This window comes from Mycobacterium sp. NTMscope_MAC_269, from assembly GCF_976985695.1.
The window spans coordinates 3,363,872-3,386,062 of record NZ_OZ335668.1 but is presented as its reverse complement, the minus strand read 5'-3'; the positions used below and the strand labels follow the sequence as shown (position 1 = coordinate 3,386,062).

The 22,191-nt window shown below is 65.6% G+C and carries 24 protein-coding genes; 9 read left to right on the top strand and 15 right to left on the bottom strand.

Features of this window, described 5'->3' with window-relative positions:
- Positions 1 to 179: 179 nt before the first annotated feature.
- From ACZ50Z_RS15685 to ACZ50Z_RS15675, 3 genes are read left to right on the top strand one after another with little or no spacing between them, the layout of a single operon-like run.
- A complete protein-coding gene (locus ACZ50Z_RS15685; protein WP_464484375.1) occupies positions 180 to 959 on the top strand; it encodes an SDR family NAD(P)-dependent oxidoreductase in 780 nt (259 codons plus the stop codon).
- Between the two features lie 4 nt (positions 960 to 963).
- Positions 964 to 1,488: a nuclear transport factor 2 family protein gene (locus ACZ50Z_RS15680; protein ID WP_464484374.1), complete on the top strand. Its 525-nt coding sequence runs from the start codon at positions 964 to 966 to the stop codon at positions 1,486 to 1,488.
- Positions 1,481 to 2,416: an SMP-30/gluconolactonase/LRE family protein gene (locus tag ACZ50Z_RS15675; RefSeq protein WP_464484373.1), complete on the top strand. Its 936-nt coding sequence runs from the start codon at positions 1,481 to 1,483 to the stop codon at positions 2,414 to 2,416. Before ACZ50Z_RS15680 ends, ACZ50Z_RS15675 begins: the two co-directional genes overlap by 8 nt.
- Here ACZ50Z_RS15675 and ACZ50Z_RS15670 read toward each other — a convergent pair.
- Entirely contained in the window at positions 2,413 to 3,714 is a 1,302-nt protein-coding gene (locus ACZ50Z_RS15670) for an amidohydrolase family protein (RefSeq protein ID WP_464484372.1), read from the bottom strand. The genes ACZ50Z_RS15675 and ACZ50Z_RS15670 overlap by 4 nt on opposite strands.
- 101 nt (positions 3,715 to 3,815) lie before the next feature.
- On the opposite strand from ACZ50Z_RS15670, the gene ACZ50Z_RS15665 reads away from it, so the two are divergent.
- A complete protein-coding gene (locus tag ACZ50Z_RS15665; RefSeq protein ID WP_464484371.1) occupies positions 3,816 to 4,010 on the top strand; it encodes a hypothetical protein in 195 nt (64 codons plus the stop codon).
- Between the two features lie 4 nt (positions 4,011 to 4,014).
- Here the strand turns inward: ACZ50Z_RS15665 and ACZ50Z_RS15660 are convergent, their stop codons facing one another.
- The 4 genes from ACZ50Z_RS15660 to ACZ50Z_RS15645 are packed head-to-tail and all read right to left on the bottom strand — an operon-like array spanning position 4,015 to position 7,684.
- Positions 4,015 to 4,839 (bottom strand): hypothetical protein, encoded by an 825-nt coding sequence (locus ACZ50Z_RS15660; RefSeq protein WP_464484370.1) that lies wholly within the window; start codon positions 4,837 to 4,839, stop codon positions 4,015 to 4,017.
- Positions 4,836 to 5,435, bottom strand: a complete 600-nt coding sequence (locus ACZ50Z_RS15655; RefSeq protein WP_464484369.1) for a TetR/AcrR family transcriptional regulator — start codon at positions 5,433 to 5,435, stop codon at positions 4,836 to 4,838. The genes ACZ50Z_RS15660 and ACZ50Z_RS15655 overlap by 4 nt, the downstream gene beginning before the upstream one ends.
- A 45-nt stretch (positions 5,436 to 5,480) precedes the next feature.
- Positions 5,481 to 6,620, bottom strand: coding sequence for an acyl-CoA dehydrogenase family protein (locus ACZ50Z_RS15650; RefSeq protein ID WP_464484368.1), 1,140 nt, complete (start codon positions 6,618 to 6,620; stop codon positions 5,481 to 5,483).
- Between the two features lie 11 nt (positions 6,621 to 6,631).
- Positions 6,632 to 7,684 (bottom strand): acyl-CoA dehydrogenase family protein, encoded by a 1,053-nt coding sequence (locus ACZ50Z_RS15645; RefSeq protein ID WP_464484367.1) that lies wholly within the window; start codon positions 7,682 to 7,684, stop codon positions 6,632 to 6,634.
- Positions 7,685 to 7,821: 137 nt separating this feature from the next.
- Here ACZ50Z_RS15645 and ACZ50Z_RS15640 point away from each other — a divergent pair, with 137 nt between their 5' ends.
- Together ACZ50Z_RS15640 and ACZ50Z_RS15635 are read left to right on the top strand one after the other, a co-directional pair.
- The gene (locus tag ACZ50Z_RS15640) at positions 7,822 to 8,616 is read left to right on the top strand and encodes an SDR family NAD(P)-dependent oxidoreductase (RefSeq protein WP_464484366.1); all 795 of its coding nucleotides are present in this window, start codon (positions 7,822 to 7,824) and stop codon (positions 8,614 to 8,616) included.
- Positions 8,617 to 8,623: 7 nt separating this feature from the next.
- Entirely contained in the window at positions 8,624 to 9,967 is a 1,344-nt protein-coding gene (locus tag ACZ50Z_RS15635) for a phosphotransferase (RefSeq protein ID WP_464484365.1), read from the top strand.
- 11 nt (positions 9,968 to 9,978) lie between these two features.
- On the opposite strand, the gene ACZ50Z_RS15630 is transcribed toward ACZ50Z_RS15635, so the two are convergent.
- The 3 genes from ACZ50Z_RS15630 to ACZ50Z_RS15620 are packed head-to-tail and all read right to left on the bottom strand — an operon-like array spanning position 9,979 to position 12,351.
- Positions 9,979 to 10,410 (bottom strand): MaoC family dehydratase, encoded by a 432-nt coding sequence (locus ACZ50Z_RS15630; RefSeq protein WP_464484364.1) that lies wholly within the window; start codon positions 10,408 to 10,410, stop codon positions 9,979 to 9,981.
- Positions 10,411 to 10,419: 9 nt separating this feature from the next.
- Complete coding sequence (locus tag ACZ50Z_RS15625; RefSeq protein WP_464484363.1) at positions 10,420 to 11,847, bottom strand: NAD-dependent succinate-semialdehyde dehydrogenase; 1,428 nt, start codon at positions 11,845 to 11,847, stop codon at positions 10,420 to 10,422.
- Positions 11,848 to 11,865: 18 nt separating this feature from the next.
- A complete protein-coding gene (locus ACZ50Z_RS15620; RefSeq protein ID WP_464484362.1) occupies positions 11,866 to 12,351 on the bottom strand; it encodes an FAS1-like dehydratase domain-containing protein in 486 nt (161 codons plus the stop codon).
- A gap of 106 nt (positions 12,352 to 12,457) precedes the next feature.
- Between ACZ50Z_RS15620 and ACZ50Z_RS15615 the strand changes: the two genes are divergently transcribed.
- A complete protein-coding gene (locus tag ACZ50Z_RS15615; RefSeq protein WP_464484361.1) occupies positions 12,458 to 13,354 on the top strand; it encodes a VOC family protein in 897 nt (298 codons plus the stop codon).
- 77 nt (positions 13,355 to 13,431) lie between these two features.
- On the top strand, positions 13,432 to 13,788 hold the full coding sequence (locus ACZ50Z_RS15610) for a DUF3237 domain-containing protein (protein WP_464486260.1): 357 nt from the start codon (positions 13,432 to 13,434) through the stop codon (positions 13,786 to 13,788).
- Here the strand turns inward: ACZ50Z_RS15610 and ACZ50Z_RS15605 are convergent.
- The 5 genes from ACZ50Z_RS15605 to ACZ50Z_RS15585 are packed head-to-tail and all read right to left on the bottom strand — an operon-like array spanning position 13,785 to position 19,567.
- Positions 13,785 to 15,428 (bottom strand): AMP-binding protein, encoded by a 1,644-nt coding sequence (locus ACZ50Z_RS15605; RefSeq protein WP_464484360.1) that lies wholly within the window; start codon positions 15,426 to 15,428, stop codon positions 13,785 to 13,787. The genes ACZ50Z_RS15610 and ACZ50Z_RS15605 overlap by 4 nt on opposite strands.
- A gap of 6 nt (positions 15,429 to 15,434) precedes the next feature.
- Positions 15,435 to 16,628, bottom strand: a complete 1,194-nt coding sequence (locus ACZ50Z_RS15600) for a cytochrome P450 (protein WP_464484359.1) — start codon at positions 16,626 to 16,628, stop codon at positions 15,435 to 15,437.
- A gap of 43 nt (positions 16,629 to 16,671) precedes the next feature.
- Positions 16,672 to 17,130 carry a VOC family protein gene (locus ACZ50Z_RS15595; RefSeq protein ID WP_464484358.1) on the bottom strand — a complete coding sequence of 153 codons (459 nt, stop codon included), beginning with the start codon at positions 17,128 to 17,130 and terminating at the stop codon, positions 16,672 to 16,674.
- The gene (locus ACZ50Z_RS15590; protein ID WP_464484357.1) at positions 17,127 to 18,338 is read right to left on the bottom strand and encodes a CoA transferase; all 1,212 of its coding nucleotides are present in this window, start codon (positions 18,336 to 18,338) and stop codon (positions 17,127 to 17,129) included. Before ACZ50Z_RS15590 ends, ACZ50Z_RS15595 begins: the two co-directional genes overlap by 4 nt.
- Positions 18,339 to 18,343: 5 nt before the next feature.
- A complete protein-coding gene (locus ACZ50Z_RS15585; RefSeq protein ID WP_464484356.1) occupies positions 18,344 to 19,567 on the bottom strand; it encodes a CaiB/BaiF CoA transferase family protein in 1,224 nt (407 codons plus the stop codon).
- Between the two features lie 94 nt (positions 19,568 to 19,661).
- On the opposite strand from ACZ50Z_RS15585, the gene ACZ50Z_RS15580 reads away from it, so the two are divergent.
- Complete coding sequence (locus ACZ50Z_RS15580; protein WP_464484355.1) at positions 19,662 to 20,882, top strand: CaiB/BaiF CoA transferase family protein; 1,221 nt, start codon at positions 19,662 to 19,664, stop codon at positions 20,880 to 20,882.
- Here ACZ50Z_RS15580 and ACZ50Z_RS15575 read toward each other — a convergent pair whose 3' ends face one another.
- Together ACZ50Z_RS15575 and ACZ50Z_RS15570 are read right to left on the bottom strand one after the other, a co-directional pair.
- Entirely contained in the window at positions 20,883 to 22,001 is a 1,119-nt protein-coding gene (locus ACZ50Z_RS15575) for a thiolase family protein (RefSeq protein WP_464484354.1), read from the bottom strand. It abuts the gene before it with no gap.
- On the bottom strand, positions 21,998 to 22,138 hold the full coding sequence (locus tag ACZ50Z_RS15570; RefSeq protein WP_464484353.1) for a hypothetical protein: 141 nt from the start codon (positions 22,136 to 22,138) through the stop codon (positions 21,998 to 22,000). The genes ACZ50Z_RS15575 and ACZ50Z_RS15570 overlap by 4 nt, the downstream gene beginning before the upstream one ends.
- Positions 22,139 to 22,191: the final 53 nt, after the last annotated feature.

The window sequence follows — 22,191 nt, the reverse complement described above, 5'->3', positions numbered from 1 at the left end:
TGTTCGTCGTGAATCCCAACCGCCGATTGATCGGCTCGAAAGAGGTTGGGCGAGCAAAGTGCGCGAGTCCGACCGCGGCCACACTAGCTGCTCGGGCGAATCGCCGATCCATGGCTAAACAGTACGACAAAATATGTACGCTTGTAGAAGCATAGATAGGCGAAGGGAGCCTTGCGCCCGTGACGAGTGCCGATTTCTCCGGCCGAGTCGCCGTCATCACCGGCGCCAGCGGCGGCATCGGGCGGGTGCTTGCCCGGCGCTATGCGCGGTGTGGCGCACGCGTGGCGCTGGTGGCTCGAAGGCCCGACCAGCTCGCGGTGACCGCCGACGCCATCGCCGAAGAAGGCGGGATGGCGTCCGTCCACGTCGCCGACATTCGCGATGAGGCGCAGTGCGCCCAGGTCGTCGCGGCGATCGTCGAACGGTGGGGCCGACTCGACGTGCTCGTCAACAATGCGGCCGTGCCGGGCATCGACCAGGCGGTCAGCGAGGCCACCGTTGCGAATTGGCAGGACGTGCTGGCCACCAACCTCGTCGCACCGATGGTGTTGGCTCGGGAAGCGTTGTGCCAGGCGATGATTCCGGCACACAGCGGCAACGTGCAGTTCGTCTCCTCGGCTGCGGCGCGCACCGTGCAACCCCGCAAAGCGCACTACGCCGCCGCCAAGCTCGGCCTGACGGCGTTGGCCCAGACGTTGGCGCTCGAAGTCGGCACAGCCGGCATTCGGGTCAACACCCTGGTGGTCGGCAGCGTGGCGGGCGAGCTCTTCGACACCTACGTCGCAAGGCGGTCCGCCGAGGAGGGCCTCGACCCCGGCGAACTCCGGCGGCGACTTGCCGCGTTCAACAAACTGGGCCGGTTGGTGCAGCCCGACGAAGTCGCCGAGGTGTCGGTGTGGCTGGCTTCGGACGCGGCGTCGGCGGTCACTGGCCAGGACATCAACGTGACGGGCGGGTGAGCCGATGGCCGAGCACCTTGTCGCTGAGCTTCTTTCGCGGGAGGAGATTCGAACACTGCCGCTGCGATACGCGGTGGCGATCGAAGCCCGTGACGTCGACGCCATGGCAACGCTGTTCTCGCCAAGTGCTCGCTTCGGCGACTACGGGGAGGGGTCGGACGGCTTGCGCAGGCTGATGACAAGCAGCCTGCGCGACAGTCTTTTCGCGGTGATCCTGGTGGCCAACCACCTCATCGACCTGCAGGACGAGGCCCACGCGACCGGACAGGTGTGGGCACACTGCTACGCGCAGACCGGCGCCGACGGCTTCGTGGACCAGCTGATCAGATACGAGGACCGCTACGAGCGGGTCGGCGGGCGGTGGCTGTTCGCCCACCGCCGCCATCGGCTGTGGTACGGCGCAGCGCACGACAGATCCCCGCTGGCGCAGCCGGCGGCGGACTGGCCGCGCGGCCAGGTCGGGGTCGGCGACATCCCGCTGGCGGATCCGTACTTCGCGACGTGGTGGCGAGCCGAGTCCGATGAGTGAAATACGCTGCCTCGCAGATGGTCTCACTTTCCCGGAGAGCCCGATCGTCTACCCGGACGGTTCGGTTGTGCTGTCCGAGATGGCCGCGGGCCGCCTCTCACGGGTTCAACCCGACGGGACGACGGAACCCGTCGCCGAGGTCGGCGGCGGTCCCAACGGCGTCGGGCGTCTTCCCGATGGTCGCCTGGTGGTCTGCCAGAACGGCGGCTCGACGTTCGGCATCGGGTGGTGGCCATACGATTTCGACGGGTGCGCGCAATTGTTCCGGCCGGTCGGCGCGGCCGCCGATCCGGTCACCCCGCAGCTCCAGCTGGTCGAACCGGACGGCTCGGTGCATACCCTGGCGGTGGAATTCGACGCCCGCGGTGGCCGCGCGATGCCGTTGGTTCGGCCGAGCGACGTCTGTGTCGATGCCGTGGGCGGGTTCTACGTGACCGACGGCGGGACGACGCACGGTCGCAGCCGAACCATGACGGGGTTGCTCTACGGGACGGTCGACGGCCGCCTCACGGAGGTCGTCTACCCGCTCGAGATGCCCAACGGTGTCGCGCTGTCGCCGGACGGCAGCCGCGTCTACGTCGCCGAGACCCGCACCCGGCGAATCTGGGAGTTCGAGTTGGCCGCGCCCGGCCGCATCGCGGGCGGACGTGGCCTCGCGACGGTTCCGAGTGGGGGGCCGCTGAACATCGGCGGCGCCGACGGGTTGTGCGTGGCGCGCGACGGCACGATCCTGGTGGCGACCTTGGGGGAGGGCGGCGTCACGGCGTTCTCGCCCTTCGGTGAACTGCTCGGCGCGCTGCCACTCGACGACCCGATGACCACGAATATCACGCTCGGCGACGACGAACAGACGCTTTACGTGACGCTGGCGTCCACCGGCCGGCTGATGGTGATCGACGACTGGCGGTCTGCAATTGCGGCGGGCTAGTTCTTCTCTTTGTTGGCCATCTGATTGGCGAGGTTCTCGATGAAGGCGCCGTAGCCGACGCCGCCGTGGTCGGACATCACCGCGTCGTAGTCGTATTCCGGTGGCTCACCGTTGTTGGGCCGCCATCCCTTGTCGGCCGTGCTGGATTTGAAGCCCGCCTCCGGGAAGGCGTACCAGCGCCGCGCGTTCAATTCAACGATCTTGGCGGCGTCTTCGTCGGGCACGCTCGCCAGCATCTCCTCAGCGCGCGCACGACTCTTGGGCCAGAAAGAATCGGAGTGCGGATAGTCGCACTCCCAGGTGATGTTGTCGATGCCGATCTGGTGGCGCAACGCGACGCCGACCTCGTCTTCGATGAAGCAGCCGGCGATGTTGCGCCGGAACAGCTCCGACGGCGCGATGGTGGGGTGAATGTTCTGATAGTACTTGTGCTTTCGCCACACATAGTCCGCGCGCTCGATCAGGTACGGCAGCCATCCGATGCCTCCCTCGGAGAACGCCACCTTGAGATTGGGATGCTTGTGGAACACCGGAGAAAACACCAATTCGACTGCTGCGGCCATAGACGTCGTCCCCATCAGCGTGACCATCACCGCGAACGGCGCCTCGGGCGCTGTCGCCGGCGGCATGCCGCCCGATCCGAAATGCATGACGGCGGTCATGTTGGTTTCTTCCAGAGCCGACCAGACCGGATCCCAGTGCGTGGAGTGGAAGCTCGGCAAGCCGAGATTCATCGGGGTATCCGGAAGGCCCACCGCGCGACAACCTTTCGCGGCATTGCGCTCGATCTCGGCCACCATCAACTGGGTGTCCCACAGCGGGCTGATCATCATCGGAATGAACCGTGCCGGATCGGTGGCGCACCACTCGTCGAGCGAAAAGTCGTTCCACGCCTGGACGCTGAGCAGTGCGAGATCTTTATCCGTTCCCTCGAGGAACACGGTGCCGCAGAACCGCGGGAACGAGGGGAAGCACAGCATCGCGTGGACGCCGTCGATGTCCATGTCGGCCAGGCGGGCTTTGGGGTCGTAGCAACCGGGGATCATGTCGTCGTAGCGAACCGGGTCGACGCCGAACTCCTCGGGCGACTTGCCCGCAACAGCATTCAGGCCGATGTTGGGATAGCTGCGACCTTCGTACACCCACTGATGCACCGGCGGCTTGTCCTCGCGGGGAAATTCGACGATATGGGGACCGTCTTCGAGGTACTTCTTTGGCAGCCGGTCGGTCCAGACGTGCGGAGGTTCGATGAGGTGGTCGTCGACGGACAAGAGCTTCATGGAGGATTGCAGCGGCATCGTCGATCCTTCTCGGTTCAGCTGTTAGGCTGGAAGTTGGCAGAACAATTGAACAACTTCTGCATAGTTGACTATAGCGCGGACGGATAGGAAGAGCGAGCATGGACCCCGGTGAGCGGATCCCGCACGATGACTGGGTCGACCAAGATCTCCTCACGCGCGACGAGGCCGCAGCGCGACTGATCGACGAGATCGCCGAGGTCACCCGGCGGATCGAAGCCGGTGAAGGCGACGAACTCCTGGAACGCCGGTTGGCCGGTATGAAGGAAGCGTTGGCTCACTACCGCGAGCGATGACGCCTCACGGCTGCGTGACCAGGTAGGTCTCGTTGCTCAGTCCAGCGGTGAGTTCGCCGACGTCGAATGGCCGATCGAAGCGATCAAACAGAGCGTCCTGGTCGACGAGTTGCAGTAGCTCGGCAGTCTGGCGAGCGACCATTCGGCCGATCAGCGGATACAGGCGCCGCATCACCGCCCGCTCCGCCTTGCTGCACCGGGCGGCGCAGTACCCGACGTGTCCTATCTCGTCGGTGAGGATCTCCGAATACAAGAGATCGATTCGAGCGGCCACCTCGGGTTCGTCGGCGAAGAGCTGTTGGCCGACACGACGAAGTTCGTCGAACATCACGCAGCCGGCCATCTCGCTGGCTCCGACGAACGACACGCGAAGCCGTTCCGGGACAAAGACATTGAGCTTGACGAATTGCCGCATGATTAGCGGCGGAGGCATAACCTGAAACGTCAGACCGAATACGTCGAGCGAATAGGCCAACAAGCGGGTGTGGTAGTGCTCTTCGAGTTCGATGTACATGCGCTCGGGCGGCACGTTCCCCCGACTGTTGCGTCCGTAGGTCTCGCCAAGCCCCACACCGAACCGCTCGGCCTGATTCATCTTGGCGGTGGCCAACAGGAACAGCATCCTCTTGTCGAGTCCCGCTTCGGGATTGCGGCGCCTCAGATTGCGCAGAAAGGTCTCGCTATCCACACGATGAGCCGAGGTGACGGGCCTCGCGGACAGGTCTTCGACGAATCGCTCGCGATTCTCCAGCCAACGATTGAGCAGGTCGGCATCTCCGTCGCGACGTACCAGATAGTCGCGGTAGCCGTCGATAGTGTTCTGAGTCATCTCGCCTCCATTCCCTTGACAATCGTTGTCACATAACGCCTTAACATTTTCGATGAGCTTGCGAGATTGGGTCTTCCGGTGACCAGGAGCGCGAAGATACCGGTGCCGAAGAACACCGCGAGTTCGCTCACGTCCGAGTCCGGGGCAAGCCGCCCGGCCTGCTGGGCACGGCTGAGTATTTCGACGAGAAACTGGGCCAGGGGATGTTCGGCGAGTTCGTCCTCGGCAGGGCGGGAGGATGAGAAGTGCAAGCCCAGCATGTCCCGGAACAGCACGGATCCCAATCGACGTTCCGAGGCGAGCACTCGATCGACGAGAAGCGTCAGCGCCGTCGTGAGGTCATTGGGTTCGACGGCCGCGGCGCGCAGATTGGCGACGATCCGAGACTCCTCTCTGCGCTGCAACTCCACCAAGACGTGTTCCTTTGTGGGGAAGTGAAAGTAGAAGGTGCCGCGCACAACTCCGGCCGCGCTCGCTATCGCGGTGACGTCCGCTCCGGCCAGGCCGCGGCGGCCGATCTCGGTAATTGCGGTGTCGAATAAGCGTGCTCGGGTTTCTAGGCGCCGAACTTCGCGGGTGCTGATCTTCGACGGCATGGCGGTAGGCTACCGCCGTTAGTTGACGACCGTCAATGACGAATGTCAACGACGGGGTAGGCCCAGCACGCGCTGGGCGACGATATTGCGTTGGATCTGTGCGGTACCGCCGTAGATTCCCGCGGCGCGCGACCACACGTAGAGGTCCCACTCCAGGCCTTCGCCCAAGACGGGCGCACTTCCACGGAGGTCCATCATCGTGTGGCCGAACGCTTGATCGGCCCGGGCCATCAACAGCTTGTCGACCGAGCCTTCGGCGCCGGGAAGGGCCCCATTGATGCGGTCGGTGAGCGAGCGCTGCACTTTGACCTGCAGTGCACGCAATTCGGTGTATGCCTCGCCGAGCCGGACCCGGGTTAAGGGAGTGTCCGGCAGGCGGCCGGACCGCGCGTCGTCCTCGAGGCCACGCAACTGAACAGCGAGACGGCTGATCCAGTTGATGTCACTGGGCCCGCGTTCGTAGGCCAGCAGCTGATTAGCGATAGACCAACCCTGACCCCGCTCGCCAAGCAGGTTCTCGGCGGGCACCTTGACATCGGTGAAGGTCACTTCGGCGAAGTCGCGGTTTCGCGCTGCGTTGACGATCGGGCTTACATCGATGCCCGGCGTCGACATCGGCACCAAAAGAACCGAGATGCCGGCGTGCTTGGCTGCTTCAGCTTCGGTGCGGCACAACAGGAAGCACCAATTTGCTACGGCCGCGAAGCTGGTCCAGATCTTGCGCCCGTTGATTCGGAACGCGGGTTGTCCGTCGATGTCGATGGCCTCGGCCCGCGTTTTGAGGCTCGCGAGATCCGAGCCCGCCTCTGGTTCGCTGAAGCCCTGGCACCACCGGACCGCGCCCGACAGCAGGCCCGGCAGCAGTTCGGAGCGTTGCTGATCCGAACCGAACAAGCGCAGCGCGTTCGACAGGTGCCCGACGCCTTCGATTGGGGGGGCGCCGGCACGGCCGAGTTCGTCGTTGAGAATGGCCTCATAGATGGGGGACAGGCCGTGGCCGCCGTACTCGGTGGGAAACGACAGGCCGATGTAGCCGGCTTCGTACAGGGTGTGATGCCACGCGTTGGCTGCGTCGGCCCTCGCGCCGGGATCCTCGGGAATGACCGCGTCGGCTCCGTGCTCCGCCAGCCAGGCGCGCAGCCGCGCGCGGAACTCGGCTTCCTCGGGTGTGTCGGTGAAGTCCATGATGCTGCCCGTTAACTCAGATCCCGGTCGGCCAGCCGCATCGCCGCGATCGCCTCGTATTGGATGGCTTCATCGCCGAACAAGCGGCGGCTCAACAGAGTTCGGCGCAGCCGCAGGTGTGCCGTGTGCTCCCAGGTGATCGAGATGCCGCCGAGCGCCTGCATCGCCGTCTCCACGACCTCGCGCCCCGCGGACGCCGTGTAAGCCTTCGCTGTGCGGGCGGCGAGCAGCGCCTGTTCCGAGGGCAGATGGTCGACCGCCCACGCCGCATGCCACACACAGCTTCGGGCTCCCTCCACCCGGACCAGGGAGTCGGCGAGCAAATGCTGAATCGCCTGAAAGCTACCGATTTTGACGCCGAACTGCACCCGTTCGCCGGCGTAGCGCACGGCATCGTCCAGGGCTCCGGCCATCACGCCGAGCAGATCCGCACTGACGGCGGTCAACGCCATCGCTCGCACGGCGGCCCATCGTTCGGCGGCGATCGGATCGCCGGCCGGCGTCATCGAGTCGGGATCGATCGCCATCACGCCGCGCATCGACCGCGTGAGGTCCAGCCCGGTGCCGCCCGTGGGCGCAGTGGGTTCGAGCGGCGCGTGCATCAGGCGTCGTCCGCCGTCCTCGCGAACGGCGAACAGGGCGTGGGTCGCTCCCGCCGCATCGAGCACCACGCCCGCGCCGGTGGACTCCGCGAAGTCGGAGAGGTCGTCCCGCAGTACCGGCGCGACACGCAGCGCGCCTTCTGCGATCAGCTCGACTTCCTTGGCTGCGCCCGCGGCGTGCAGAAGCTCAGCCGCCAGCGCCGCCTGCCCCAGTGCGGGCACCGCGGCTAGCCTTCGCGCGAGTTCCTCCAGCGCAACCGCGGTCTCGACCCCGCTCGCATCGAGACCGCACGATTCTGGGGCGCGCAGCGCGGGCACGCCGAGTTCTACGATGCGCTGCCATTGCGCGGTCAGCCGATCACCGGAGGCGATCTGGTCGGGATCTGTGGTCGCTATCGTGTCGGCGAGTCGTGCGACGGTGTCGCGCAGCAGTTCCTGCTCAGCCGTCAGTCCGATGTGCATCCCTGTGCTGCCTAGCCGTTCTTGCGTAGTGCCGTTGCTCGCATCCGATACCCCTTCCCGATGCCGAGCATCGGCAGTCTGCCATGATACGGAATAATAGAACGAAACTTGTTCAACTGTTACATCCGGAGGATTCCATGGGCCGCCTCGACACTCGGAACGCGCTGGTCACCGGTGGAGCCCAGGGGCTGGGCCGGGCGATCTCGCGGCGACTGGCAGCTGAGGGCGCCAGGGTCACGATCGTCGATTTGAACGAGGACAAGGCCGCCGAGTGCGTCGGCCTCATCGAGAAGGACGGCGGCACGGCGAGCTTCGTCAAGGCGAACGTCGCTAAGCGGGACGACATCGCGGCCGCCGTGGAAGCAGCCGCGCACGATGGCACGTTGCATGTACTGGTCAATGCGGCGCAGTACTTCGCGATGCCCAAGGCGCTTGAACTCGTCACCGACAAGGACTGGGAGTTGTCCGAAGCAACCGGGCCGAAGGCCACCTTCCGCTTCATGCAACTCGCGCACCCCTTTCTCAAAGCAGCCGGCAACGGTTCGGTGATCAACTTTGTGTCGGGTTCGGCTCTGGGTGGAATGGCTTACACCGGGCCGTATTCCGCGGCCAAGGGGGCGATCGGCGCGCTGACGAAGGTCGCGGCCAACGAGTGGGCCGTGCACGGCATCCGCGTGAACGCGGTGTGCCCCTTCGCGTTGACCGACGTCCAGCGTGACATGATCGGCACGGAATGGGACAACTACAGCAGGACCGCGGAGGCCTCACCGATGAAGCGGGGCGCTGATCCCGACATCGAGATCGCGCCCGCGGTGGCCTTTCTCGCCAGTGATGACGCAGCGTTTGTCACGGGCACCGTGCTGCATATCGATGGCGGCATGACCGAATTGTCGACCGTCGACTATTCGAAGTCGCCCGGCGTCTTCGAATAGGGGTGCGGTGGCCGCGTCGCTAGATGACGTCGTTCACGACTGGATCACCGAGCATATGGGCGATGTGGTCAGCTTCGAACGGCAACATCGTTGGCGGCCCGCCTGGTTCGTCGTCGCACGACGTGGTGATCGATCCACCCGGCTCTACGTCCGCGGCAGCCGGGACGGTTTCGGCGCGATGACGATCACGCGGGAAGCAGAGATCCTGCAGGTGTTGGCGGGCAAGTCGATCCCAGTTCCGCTCGTCCACGGGGTGATCGACGGAGGCCGCGCGGTGGCGATGGACTGGCTGCCCGGCGAGCCGGACCTGTCGAATGCGGCGGACGGGTGCGAAGTCGACGCAGTGATGGACAGTTACATCGACGCCTTGGTGGCCGTGCACCGCATCGATCCCTTGGAGTTCCAAAACCTGGGCATGCACGTGCCGACGACCTCCGAGGCGATCGCGCTGGACTACTTCGAGGGTTTCGTATCTCGATACCGTGAGCACAAACGGCGTCCAGAGCCGTTGTTGGAGTTCGCTATCGGATGGCTGCGGCGAAACGTGCCGCAACGTGGCTCGACACCTCGCTTCGTGCTCGGCGACTCCGGTCAGTTCATGCACACTGATCAGAAGGTGACCGGAATCATCGACGTGGAGTTGGCACACATCGGCGACGCGGCGCATGACCTCGGAGGCCTCCGGCTACGGAACGCCACGGAGCCGATGGGTGACCTTGGCCGCGTGCTGCGACGCTACGAGCGCGTCTCCGGTGAGCCCCTGGACCTGGACGCGGTCGAGTACCACACCGCGAAGTTCGCGTTGTGCACTCCGCTCGGCCTCGTCATCGCACTCCACCTCGACCTCGCTTTGCCGGAGATACTGCAGTACATCGAGTGGTTCCATCAGTTGTCGCTGCACGCAATCGAGTCGATCGCGCGTCAGGCCGACGTTCGGCTGGAATCGGTGTCGTTGCCGGAGCCGGCGCCGACCGAATACGGCGCGGTGTCGAGCGCACTGCCGGCGATGATCGATGCGCTCGACGTCCGCGACGATACGGCCGAATATCAACGCGAAACCGTGGGATCGGTCGCGCGGTTCTGCGCCAGAGCCAATCAGTTCTCCAGTGGCATCGCAGTGGCCGACATTGACGACGTCGCGGCATTGCTCGGAGTTAGGCCGGCCGACCGGTCATCGGGAGACGCAATGTTGGAGGAGTTCATTCGCGATGCCGGGCCCGAGCACGACGCGGCGCTGATCGCACTGCTGCACCGACGGGTCATGCGTCAGATGCTGTTGCTTGAACCGGTGATGGCGGCTCCCGGCGGAATCGGACATCTCGTCGCATTGCCCGAACTGCTGGCCCGCTAGGGACCCGTAGATCACGGTCGTCGATACGGCAGCGACACGGTGGCCAGTCCCGGCGTCGTGCTAGTGCCGTTCTGGTCGATGACATCGACCTTGAGGTGGACGAGCGCTTCGCCGGAGACGATCTCCTTACCTACCACTTCGCCGGTAGCTCGCAGCTGGTCACCCTTCTGGTTCATGGAACGGTATTTGGCTGTCAGCGAGCGGATTTCGCCGTCCTCGCCGATCCACGCGCGCAGCATGTTGGTCAGGTACGCCAGCCTCAGATTGCCCATGCCGAAGGCGCCGCCCTCGTTGCCGGCAGCTCGCCCGGCCTCGTCGTCCATGTGGATCGGAATGAACTCGTCGTTGACCGCGGCGTAGCGGTTCCACTCGCCGAAGCCTGTGGTGCGCGCGAACTCCGGCAACTGGTCGCCGATCTGCACGGCATCGAAATCAACTGACACGACGGGGCCCTACAACGCAATTCCGAGGACTTTGGTGTCCAAGTACTCGGTGATACCCGCGCGGGCTCCCTCGCGGCCCAGGCCGCTTTCCTTGATGCCGCCAAACGGTACCGCCGCAGAGGTGGGATTGATGTCGTTGATGCCGATCATCCCGAAGTCCATCGCCTCGGCTACCCGCAACGCCCGACTGATGTCCCGCGTGTAGATGTATCCGGCCAGTCCGTAGGTGGTGGCATTGGCCAGCTGGATCGCTTCGGATTCGTCGTCGAATACCAAGACCGGGGCGATCGGCCCGAACGTTTCCTCCTCGCAGATCACCATGTTCGGCGTCACATTCGAGAGAATCGTCGGCGCGAAGAAGCAGCCGTCCGAGAAACCAGGACCGGTGAGTCGGGCGCCGCCGAGGACGACATCGGCACCCTTGGCCGTTGCGTCGGCGACCTGACGTTCCATCTTGCCGATCGCGGCGTCGTCGATCAGGGGCCCCACCGTCGTGCCTTTGATCAACCCGTCTCCTGGCACCAACTTCTCCACCCGTTCCCGTAGTGTCGCGACGAACTTTTCGGCGATTGAGCGGTGCACGATAAACCTGTTCGGACAGATGCAGGCCTGGCCCGTATTGAGGAACTTCACCAATGCCGCTCCCTTGGCGGCGTGCTCGGGGTCGGCGTCGGCGAAAACCAGGAACGGTGCGTGCCCGCCGAGTTCCATCGAGACCCGCTTCATCGTCGCTCCAGCGCGGGACGCGATCATCTTGCCAACGTCGGTCGACCCGGTGAAGCTGACCTTCCGGACAATTGGATCGGACAGGATCTCGTCGGCTACCGGCTCGGGATCCGAACAGGTGACGAGGTTGACGACCCCGGGCGGCACACCGGCGTCGGCGAACACGCGAAAGGTCTCGATCGCACACAGCGGTGTCTGTTCGGCGGGTTTGAGCACCGACGTGCACCCCGCGGCGAGCGCGGGGGCCACCTTGCGGGTGATCATCGAGACCGGATAGTTCCACGGCGTGATCGCCGCGCACACTCCGATCGGCTGCTGTAGGACCACGAAGCGTTGATCGGCGCGGGCCGACGGAATCACCTCCCCATAAATCCGTTTGGCCTCCTCGGCGAACCACAGCAGGAAGTCGGCCGCGTAGCCGACCTCGGTGCGCGCCATGCGCAGTGGTTTGCCCTGCTCCCTGGTCATCAACGTGGCGAGGTCATCCTGTCGTTCGAGCATGATCCGATGCGCCGCGACAAGCACATCGGCACGCTCGTACGCGGTCTGACCGCGCCAGGCCGGCGAGGCCGCGGCCGCCGCGTCGATCGCCTGCCGCGCGTCGGCGCGCCCGCCGTCGGGCACCTCGCCGAGCACCGCACCGGTTGCGGGGTTGGTGCTCTGAAACGTGTTGCCCGACAACGCGGATCGCCACTCACCCTCGATGTACACCAACGGTCTCCTTCGACATCAATAGCGGATCACGGTGTCGATGCGGGTGCGCACCACGTCGCCGTGTTGATTGCGCAGCTCGCGTTCGAGTTTCAGGTAGAGCATCGCGCCCAGCCGGCCGTCGCGTTCGACGGCCTCCTTCACCCGCCACCGGCTGGTGATGACGTCACCGGGGCGCATTGGCTTCCCGAAGACGAACTCCACCCCGCCGTTCAGCATCCGCTGGCCGGGCTCGCCGGGCTGGGGGAGTGCGTATCGGGCCGGGCCCTGATCCAACGGTTCGATAGGCCACGCGAACGGATTGAAGTCATCGGGAGCGATGATTCCGCCCCAGCGGGTGCCTTTGGCGAACTCCTCGTCCCAGTAGAGCCGAGGCGGTTGTTCCGGCCAGTGCGTGGCGATGGCCCAGCGGCGAATGTCAGAACGGTCGATGGGAAACGACGTCCCGGCCTGCTCGTGCCACACGCCGATGGCCGAGCGAAGGCGGTCGGTAATCATTGTCATTGCGACTCCGAGGCTCGCTGTAATACATCGGCCACGAAACAATACAACGCATGATGTTCTAGTGTTACATCACGCCGGTGCTGACTGGCCGAACAAAGGCAGCGCGATGATCGAGATCGGCAAGCAGTGGCACGTCAATCACGTTGTTGACGACTACCGTGGCGTCACCGAGTGGTATCGCAATGTGTTCGACGCGAAAGACGTCTTCACCGACGAGTGGCTCGACGCCGAGAAACGGTCGGCGTCGATGGTCGCGATCGGCGACCTGGCGGTCGACGTGATGGAGCCGACGCCCGAGGGTGCCGCGCTTCCGCTCGGCAAGTTCCTGGCCAGGTTCGGCTCGCATCTGCACGCCTCGGCGTACTTCGTGGACAGTCCGCCCGCCGACATCTACGACGCGCTCACTGACATCGGGGTGCGCTGTTTCGGGCTCGCGGGTTCGGGTCGCGACGCCCTGGTAGCCCGGCCGATGAGTCCGGTGTTCACCCATCCGAAAGACACGGCCGGCCAGCTCGAGTTCATGCCGTTCAGCGAAACCAGGCCAGGCCCGCTCGGCGTACCGGGGAGGTGGGACGACCCACGGTTTCACACCGGCTGGACGAACGAGGGGTGGCGGCGTCACCCGTTGGCGATCACCGGATGGCGGGTCGGCGTCGTGGTGGACGACCTCGACCGCGCCACCGCGGTCTACCGCGCTCTCGGTGCCAGCATCCTTGACGATGACGCCGGCGCCGGCACGCGTCGGCGGCGGCTTCGCCTCGGCGTCAACACCACCGTCGAACTCATCAAACCGATCACGGAGGACACCGTGGCCGCGCGGGACTTGGCGGCAAACGGCGAGATCATCCATTCGTGCATCTTTGAAAGCAGCGACCTCGCCTCCGCGGAGTCGCACCTGACCGAGTGTGGCGTTGTCATCGCCGAGCGCGCGGAGGGCCGGCTGATCGCCGACCCGCAATCGTGTCACGGTGCGGTGATCGAGATCGTCGCATCCGCCAATTGACCAGCGGAGGGGAACGCACCGTGTCCGCGCTCGGATTGCGTCCGCTCTGCCAAGTCACCTAAGAACTCGCCGAACCGATCGCCGTCTCGTCCGGCCCGTCGGGTAGCCGGACGATCGGGGAGGTGGTCGGCGCACGTTTTGAGGGCGAGCGCTTGAAGGCGTCGCTGAAAGGACGTGCCGCCGCCGACTGGGCCTTCGTCGAGCCGACCGGCCGAGTGCTCGTCGATGCCCGGCTGACACTTGAGACCGATGACGACGCAACGATATTCGTCAGTTACCTGGGGCGGATGGACGCGCAGACGGGCGTGGTGTTCTCGTCGATGTACTTCGAAACCGGTGACGATCGGTATGCGTGGCTGACCAGAGTGCTCGGTGTCGCGAAAGGGGCTTATCGTGGCGACAGCCTCCACTACGAGGTCTACGAAGCCTTCTAGGCCGGCGAGTCCGTCAGTGCGCCATCGCGGATCTGCGTACGGAGGACGAATTTCTGAACCTTCCCGGTTGTGGTCCTCGGAAGTTCGGAGACGCAGCGGATCGATTCGGGCCACTTCTGCTTCGCCAGTCCCGCGGCTGCGAGGTGGCTGCGCACGGTGTCCAGGTTGGGAGCGGCTTGACCGTCCGGCGGCCGGATCACCGCGACCGCACGCTCGCCAAGCCGGGGGTCGGGTTGAGCCACCACGGCGACCTCGGCGACCCCTGGGATGCCCAAGAGCAACTCCTCGACTTCCTGGGCCGAGATGTTCTCGCCGCCACGGATGATCACGTCGGACATCCGATCGGTGATGGCGAGGTATCCGTGCTCGTCGAGCACGCCGATATCTCCCGTGCGATACCAGCCGTCGTCGTCGAACGCCGCCGCGGTGAGCTCGGGGTCGGTGTAGCCGGCGAAGAGGTCAGGTCCCCTGCTGAATATCTGGCCGTGCTCGTCGAGCCTGACCTCCTCGCCGGCCAGCGGCCGGCCGTCGGTCAAGGCTCTCTTGTCGACGTGTTCGTCGAACCCGCAGCCGGTGATCGTCGGATGTTCGGTGCTGCCGTAGCACCGCATCACCTTGATCCCGAGATGCTCCAGACGCTGCGCGAAAGGAGCGGGGACCGGCGCGCCGCCGAGTCCGGCACTGGGCATGCCGCGGAGATGATCGGGGGAGAAGTCGGGGTGCTCGAGCAGGCTGGTGAAGAAGTACGGGGCTCCGCCCGTAACACCAACGCCCTCTTCGAGAATCAGGCTCAGAACGCGTTTGGGGTTCCACTCGTCGAGCAGGTGGATCGGGACGCGGCGAATCAGGGACCCGAGCAGCCCACTGAGCATGCCCATGAAGTGCCCTACGGGCGCAGCGACCAGCGGGGCTGGGCCACCGGACGGTGAGATACCCGCGCTCTGTCGAGCCTCGAACCCGATGCTGCGGTGGGTGTGGACCACGCCCTTGGGCAGACGAGTGGTTCCCGACGTGAACGCGACGATCGCCGGATCGGCGGGGTCTGACGGCGCGGCTTTGTCCACGCCATCGAATGTGAGCACCTCGGCGAAGCGGACCGCGTCTCGCGGCAGCGCGGCGTCGTCGTCCGTCGCGATGGCCCAGTCCAGGCCCAATTCGGTCACCACGCCCCCGAGGGTCTCGAGATAGTCCTGCCGGCCAAATCGATGGGGTGTGACGAGCAGCGACGGGCGGACGGTGCGCAGTATGTGGTCGAGTTCTCTGCCTGCGTAGAAATGGACTACGGGAACCACGATGGCGCCGGCCATCGCCGCCCCCCAGAAGGCAATCGCCGCTTCGACCCGGTTGGGCATCTGCACCACCACGACGTGCCCGGGTCCAATGCCGCGCCGGTGCAGCCAAGCAGCGAAACTCCGAGCCGCGGCGGCTACGTCGGCCACCTTGCCACGGTAGGGGCAATCAGCCGAGTGGACCACGAACGGCATTGTGCCGCAATCGATCAAAGAGTCGGCAATAAGTTCGCCGAGACTTCGCGAATCCCACCAACCCTGGCTACGATAGTGCGTCGTCAGGTCACATGACGTCGTCCGCAGCAGCCAATCTTGCTGTTGCCAACCGAGATCAGGCTTCCGCGTTGCCATTGCGGATCACCGTAGTGTCATCTCGACGCTGGTATAGCCCCGGACCGTGGCCGTCAGTACGCGCTCGTGCGCGCCGATGGCGTAGTCGGGAAATTTCCTTGCCACGTATTCGAAGACCATCTGCGCCTCGCGGCGAGCCAGCCACTGCCCCAGGCAGATGTGGATACCCCAACCGAAGTAAACGTCGGTACCGCGGGGCCGGTTGAGGATGAAGCGGTCGGGATCGTCGTAGCGGCGCTCGTCGCGGTTGGCGCTACCGAGCAACAGCAGCACCCAGTCGCCCGCGTCCATCGTGACCCCGTGCAGCTCGACGCGACGCGTGAGGGTGCGGGCCACCCAGTGGCTGGGGGTGTCGTAGCGAAGGGCTTCGTTGACAGCAGCCGGAATGAGGCTGTGGTCGTGGACGATTCGTTGCCACTGATCGGGGTGGTCGTGCATGGCGACCAGGCCGTTGGAGATCAGCTTCTGGGTGGTTTCCGATCCCGCGGCAGACAGCAGATTGCAGAACATCAGGACTTCGTGCGGTGTCAGCGCCCGATCCTTGCCCGCCTCGGGGTCGTGGAACGTCGCCTGCAGGACGATGCTGATCAGGTCGTCACCCGGATTGGTGCGCCGGTCTTCGATCAGGTCGCCGATGTAGGCGCTGATCTTGCGGTTGGCGTCGATTGCACTGGGCGGCATCGCGACTTCGCCTTCGTGCCGGGTGAGGAATGCCTCCCACCACACGCGGAGCTGCTCGCGGTCCGCGTGTGGCACCCCGAGGAGGTCGCCGATCACGTCCGTCGGCACGGAAAAGGCGAATGCCTCCATCGCGTCGACGGTGGTACCCGCCTGCAACCTGCCGAGGTGGTGATCCACCACCGACTGCAGCGCACCTTCCAGCGCGGCCACCGCGCGCGGGGTAAAGAACCCTTTCAGCACACCGCGAATGCGGTCGTGCCGCGGCGGGTCCATCGAGATGACCGAATACTTCCGCCCGTCTTCATCCGGATTCTCCGGCGCTGGGCCGAGTTTCGACGAGTACGTCTCCCAATCGCGCAGTGCGCCCGCGACATCGTCGAAGCGGGACAGCACCCACCAGCGTTGGTCCGGATCGCGGTACACCGGCGCCTCGGTGCGCAACCTGCGATACACGGGATAGGGATCGTCGAAGATCGCCTTGGAGAAGGGCGAGTAGCTCAACTCGCTGGTCGCCGGCACCTGCAAACTCTATCATTCTGCTAAACAATCGGACGAATAGTGCCTAGTTGACTAATAGGTTGCGTGGGGTGCGCTCGATCAATTCGAGCAGGTTGCCGTCCGGATCGGTCAGCATCAGGCCTCGATTCGTGCCGCGGAAGACGACGGTGCGAGCTTCGAGCAGTCGTCCACCGTGCGCGACTATCGCGCTGGTGAGGGCGTCGACATCGGTCACGCTGAAGGACAGGTGGGTGAAACCGAGGGCGTTCATCGCGCGAGGGGCGGTGTCGCCAATCGTGCCCGGCCGGGCGTAGCCGAGGAGTTCCAATCGGAAGTCGTCCCGCTCCAGATACACCAGGTCCAGCACCAGCCCGTCGACGCCCAGCAGTTGGGCTGTCGCGTCGTCGTCGACGTGCATCTCGCGCACCTTGACGAAGCCGAGTGCGGCGCAATAGAAGTCGGTGGACTGCTCGATGTCGCGGACGCACAGTCCCACATGGGTGACGCGGTGGCCGGACGTCACGGTGCGAGCTCGTCCAGGATCGAGTTGTGCTCGCCCAGCAACGGCGCGCGCGTGGGCGTGACCGTCGGGCTGGCGCTGAACACGTACGGAGCGCCGGGGTAGACGACGGTGCGATCGAGTTCGGGGTGTGCTACCAGCACATGCATTCCGCGCGCCACGGTGTGCTCATCTTCGAACGCCTCGTGGGGCGCCAAAATCGCACCCGCCGGGAAACCGCGTCGCTGACTGGCGATGAAGAAATCCTTCGCCGGTAGGCGGGAGGCGATCAATGTGATCGCGTCCCGTGCCGCACTGAAGATTGCCGTTGTCTCGTCGTCCTCGCCGATGGCGGACAGATCAACCGGTTCATCTCGGGCTGCGCCCAGTTCCAGGAAGTAGGTCTCCGGCAGCTCGTCGGTAAGCCCCAGATCGGTGAGCCATTGGATCAACCAGACGAACTCCTCGGGCTTGCGTGGCAGCACCCCGGTGGTGGCGTAATATCCGTCGGCACAACGTACTTGGACCGGCGAGCTCGGGGTCGGATACGCGTGCCGTCCGGTCTGCCTGATGCAGACCGCTTGGTTGACGAGCCAGTGGTAGGTGGTCTGCTCGCAGGTCACGTTGCACGCTGCCGTGACGTTGACGTCGACGAGCTGACCCACGCCCGCGTGATCGCGGTGGGACAGGGCGATCAGCGCTCCGATGGCGCCGTACATCCCGCCGATATTCACGGACTGATCGCCGGAACCCCGCATCGGCGCGACCGTGTGATCGTCGTAGCCGCAGTTCCACACGGGGCCACCCCCGGCGAGCATCGTGAGATCCGTGACGGGTTCGTTCGCGCGTGCGCTGCCGACACCGAACGGCGTGACCGCAATCCAGATCAGTCCCGGCTGTTGCGTGCGGATGTCGTTATAGGCGACTGCACCATCGGCGAGCCGGTCGCTACCCGCTAGCACCACATCGGCGCCGCCGATCAACCGACGCAGCGTATCGAGGCCGGTCTCCGACCCGAGATCAACCGTGACGCTGCGCTTTCCGGCGTTTGCACCCCACCAGCGCAGGCTCCGATCGGTGCCGCGCTCATCGTCGACGAAAGGAGGACGTTGCCGGTGCGGCGAGCCCGTCGGTGGTTCCACCACGATTACGTCGGCACCGAGCTCGGCAAGCACCCGGCCCGCGACGGGTGTGTATTGACCACTGATCTCGATCACCCGGAGGTCTGCCAATGCGCTCAGATCACACCTCGCTCGGTCCAGTCTTCGAGCGACCGGTCGTCGTGTCCGAGGAGATCGCCGAGGATCTCGCGGTTGTGCTGACCCAACTTGGGGCCCCCGGAGTCGAGCGTCCACGGCGTGGCGGAGAACGTCATCGGCACACCCTCAACACGGACTCGCCCGATGTCCGGGTGTGCCACGGTCGGGAACAAGCCCATCCGGGCGACGTCGGGATCCTCATCGATCCGTTCCTGCGGACTCTTGACCACGCTCGCTGGGATCCCCTCGCCGACGAGATCGCCGGCAAGCGAGTCCGCATTCCGGGAAGCGGTTGCCGCGCCGATCAATTCGTCCAACTCGTCAGGTGACGCCAATCGTTGTGCGAGAGTGGCGAATCGATCGGACGTCAGGGCCGGCGCGTCGAGTACCTTCGCCAGCAGGGCCAACTCGCGGTCGTCTCTGCAGGCAATGGCGATCCAGCGGTCGTCGCCGCGGCACGGGTAGATCCCGTGCGGTGCGAACTCGCCGAAGTCGGCGCGGTTGCCGACGGCGGTTGTGGGTCGCCCGTTAACCGTCCAGTCGAGGATCTCGGTCGGCAGCATCGCAATCCCTGCGGGCACGGTCGCCAAGTCGACGTGCTGCCCTTCACCGGTGCGTTCCCGATGATGCAGCGCCGCCATGATCGCCACGGTCATGTAGAAGGCGGAGCCGTGGTCCATATACGAAAATCCCCAGCCCGCCGGTTCGGTATCGGGTAGACCCGAGGTGTAGGTGAGGCCGCTGACCGCTTGCACGATCGGGCCCCATGTCTTGAAGTCGCGGTACGGACCGGTATGGCCGAATCCGCAGTTCGACACGTACACGATGTCGGGTTTTATCGCGCGAAGGTCGTCATAGCCGAACCCGCGACGCTCCAGCGCGCCCGCCGCGAAGTTTTCGCAGACCACGTCGCTGATCGCAACGAGTTCGCGCAGCAACTGCTTGCCCTCTTCGAGACGCAGGTTGATAGTCACGCCGTATTTACCCGCGTTGTGGTTATTGAACCCCGCGCCAAGGTCGACGCCCCGGCGTTCGTCGACATACGGTCCGACGGCGCGCAGCGCGTCCCACATGCCTCGGGTCGCAGGGTCTTCGACGCGGATGACCGTCGCGCCGAATGCGGCGAGGATCTTCGTCGCGCCGGCACCAGCCAGCTGTCCGCTGAGATCGCACACCCGAAGATGGGACAACGCGCCTGTCACCAACACACCATATCGCAAGTAAACACCAAGTGTTCTATTGTTCAGATGGCGCTCGCCAGCCGACGATGGACTGTGGAGAAGGAGAAGGTGCTCGATGAGCGGACCGATGTCCGGAGTGCGTGTCCTCGAGGTCGCCCAGTGGACATTCGTGCCGGCCGCAGGTGCGGTGCTGGCCGACTGGGGCGCCGACGTCATCAAGATCGAGCATCCGCAAACCGGTGACTCGCAGCGCGGGCTGCGGCAGTTGGGCCATATCAAAGTCGAAGGCGACCGCAACCCGGTCATGGAGCACGCCAACCGTGGGAAACGTTCTGTCGCACTGGATATGTCCATCCCGGACGGACGCGACCTGCTGATGGACATCGCCAAGTCGAGCGACGTGTTTCTGACGAACTTCCTGCCTGCTGCCCGGAGGAAGCTGCGGATCGACGTCGACGATGTGAGAGCGGTCAATCCGAACATCGTGTACGCCCGGGGGAGTGCGTACGGACCTCTCGGCCCCGATGCCGGCACCGGTGGCTACGACATGACCGGATTCTGGAGTCGGGCAGCGGGGGCGCTGGGATCCACACCGTGCGACCTCGACGGCGTGGTGCCGCAGCCGGGACCGGCGTACGGGGATTCGATCGGCGGGATGACCATCGCCGGCGGGATCGCCGCCGCGCTGTACGAGCGGGAACGGACGGGCCACGCGCGGGTCGTGGATATTTCGCTGCTGGGCGTCGGGGTATGGGCATCCGGCGTGGCGATCAACGCCGCTCTCGTGAGCGGTGAGCCGTGGCAGACCAACCCGGCCGGAGCCAACGTCACGCCCAACAATCCGCTCGTCGGCTTCTATCGGACCTCGGACGGCCGCTTCCTCGGGCTGTCGATGCTGCAGGGATTCCGCTACTTCGGTGAGTTCTGTCGCCGGGTCGGCGCCGCCGAACTCGCCGCCGACGAACGGTTCGCCAGCCACGCGGCACTCACGGCCAACGCACCCCAAGCGATCGAGGTGCTGCGCAAGGTGATCGGAGCCCAGCCGTTGGAGCACTGGCGCAAGGCCCTCGACGGATTCGGCGGTCAGTGGGCACCGGTGCAAAACACCGCAGAGGTGGCCGCCGATCCGCAGGTACGCGCGAACGGCAACATCGTCGAGGTGCAACACGACGGTCAGACGTTCGATCTGGTGGCCAGCCCGGTGCTCTACGACGAGACCCCGCTCACCTTGGCCGCTATGCCCGAGTTCGCCGCCCACACCGAAGAACTCATCCTCGAGCTCGGCGGGGATTGGGATCGGATCACGGCGCTCAAGGAGAGCGGTGCGATCGCGTGATCAGGCGCTGAGGACGGCGGCCGCGCACGATCCCCCTCCGCCGACGGCCTGAACGAGACCGATCCGGGGGTCCTGCACCTGCCGGCCGTCGGCCTCGCCGCGGAGCTGAGTGACGATCTCCGCGGCTTGAGCCAGGCCGGTCGCGCCGATCGGGTGGCCGCGCGCAATGCACCCACCGTCGGTATTGGTAGGTAGCGCACCGTCATTGGCGAGTCCGCCCGACTCGGCCAGCTTCCTTACCCCGGCCGAGTCTGCCAAGCCCATCGCGATCAGCGCGGTGATTTCCTCGCTGGCGCACATGTCGTGCAGCGATGTCACGTCAACGTCGGACGGCTGGACGCCGGCCGCGGTGTATGCGCGCCGGGCGGTGAGGCTCAGCTGCGACGGCGGTCCGACGACGGGGCCGACGAGCGGCCATTCCGGGTCGGCGGGCCAACTGGTCTGCTCGATCGCGAGCACCGACACCGATCGCGGACGCGGCTCGGTGGTGACGACGATGGCGGCACCGCCGTCCACCGACGCGTGACACATCATCTTCGTCAGGGGATCCGCCACCATGCGGGCCGCGAGGACGTCGTCGACTGTAACGGGTTCGGCGCTGCGTCTGGCCGCGAGCGGATTGAGGCGAGCCTGGTTGTGCGACTTGGCCGCAACGGCCGCGATCACGTCGGCATCGCAGCCGGTGTCGTGCAGCCACCGCGCCGCTTCGATCGCGTAATGGGTCTGCGGTGGGAAGCGGTCCCAGAATCCGACCGCTGCCGGCACGACACCGCCCGGCTCCAGGGCGGTGGTCTTCTCGTAACCGATCGCCAACGCGACGCGGCATCGGCCCGATGCCACCGCCCACACGGCGTGGCGCAGCGCGACCAGACCACCGGCCGAGGCGCTCTCCGTCGCTGTGACGGGAATTCCGGTGCGGCCCAGCTGGAGGGCGACCTGCATTCCGGTCTGCGGCGGGGCCAGCGCCGAGGCGGTGAACACCTCGCCGACATCGTCGTAGCCGATGTTCGCATCCGCCAGTGCCTTTCGCGCCGCCGCGACCCCGAGTTCGGTCAGCGGCGTGTCACCGTGCCTGCCGAACTCGGTGATTCCGACGCCGCTGAGGTGGACGCCGGTCACAGGGCACCCGCCGAGAACATCTCGACCGGCTGTTCGCCGAGCGTGCGCGTCACCAGTCGGCCGGCGGTGCCGGGCGCGGGGCGGGCGCCGTCGACGAGCACCTGCAGGCGTCCGTCGGCCGTGTCGACCCACGCCACACTGAATCCCTCCGGACCGTACTCGGGGAACGGCGATTTCGACGGTATGAAAG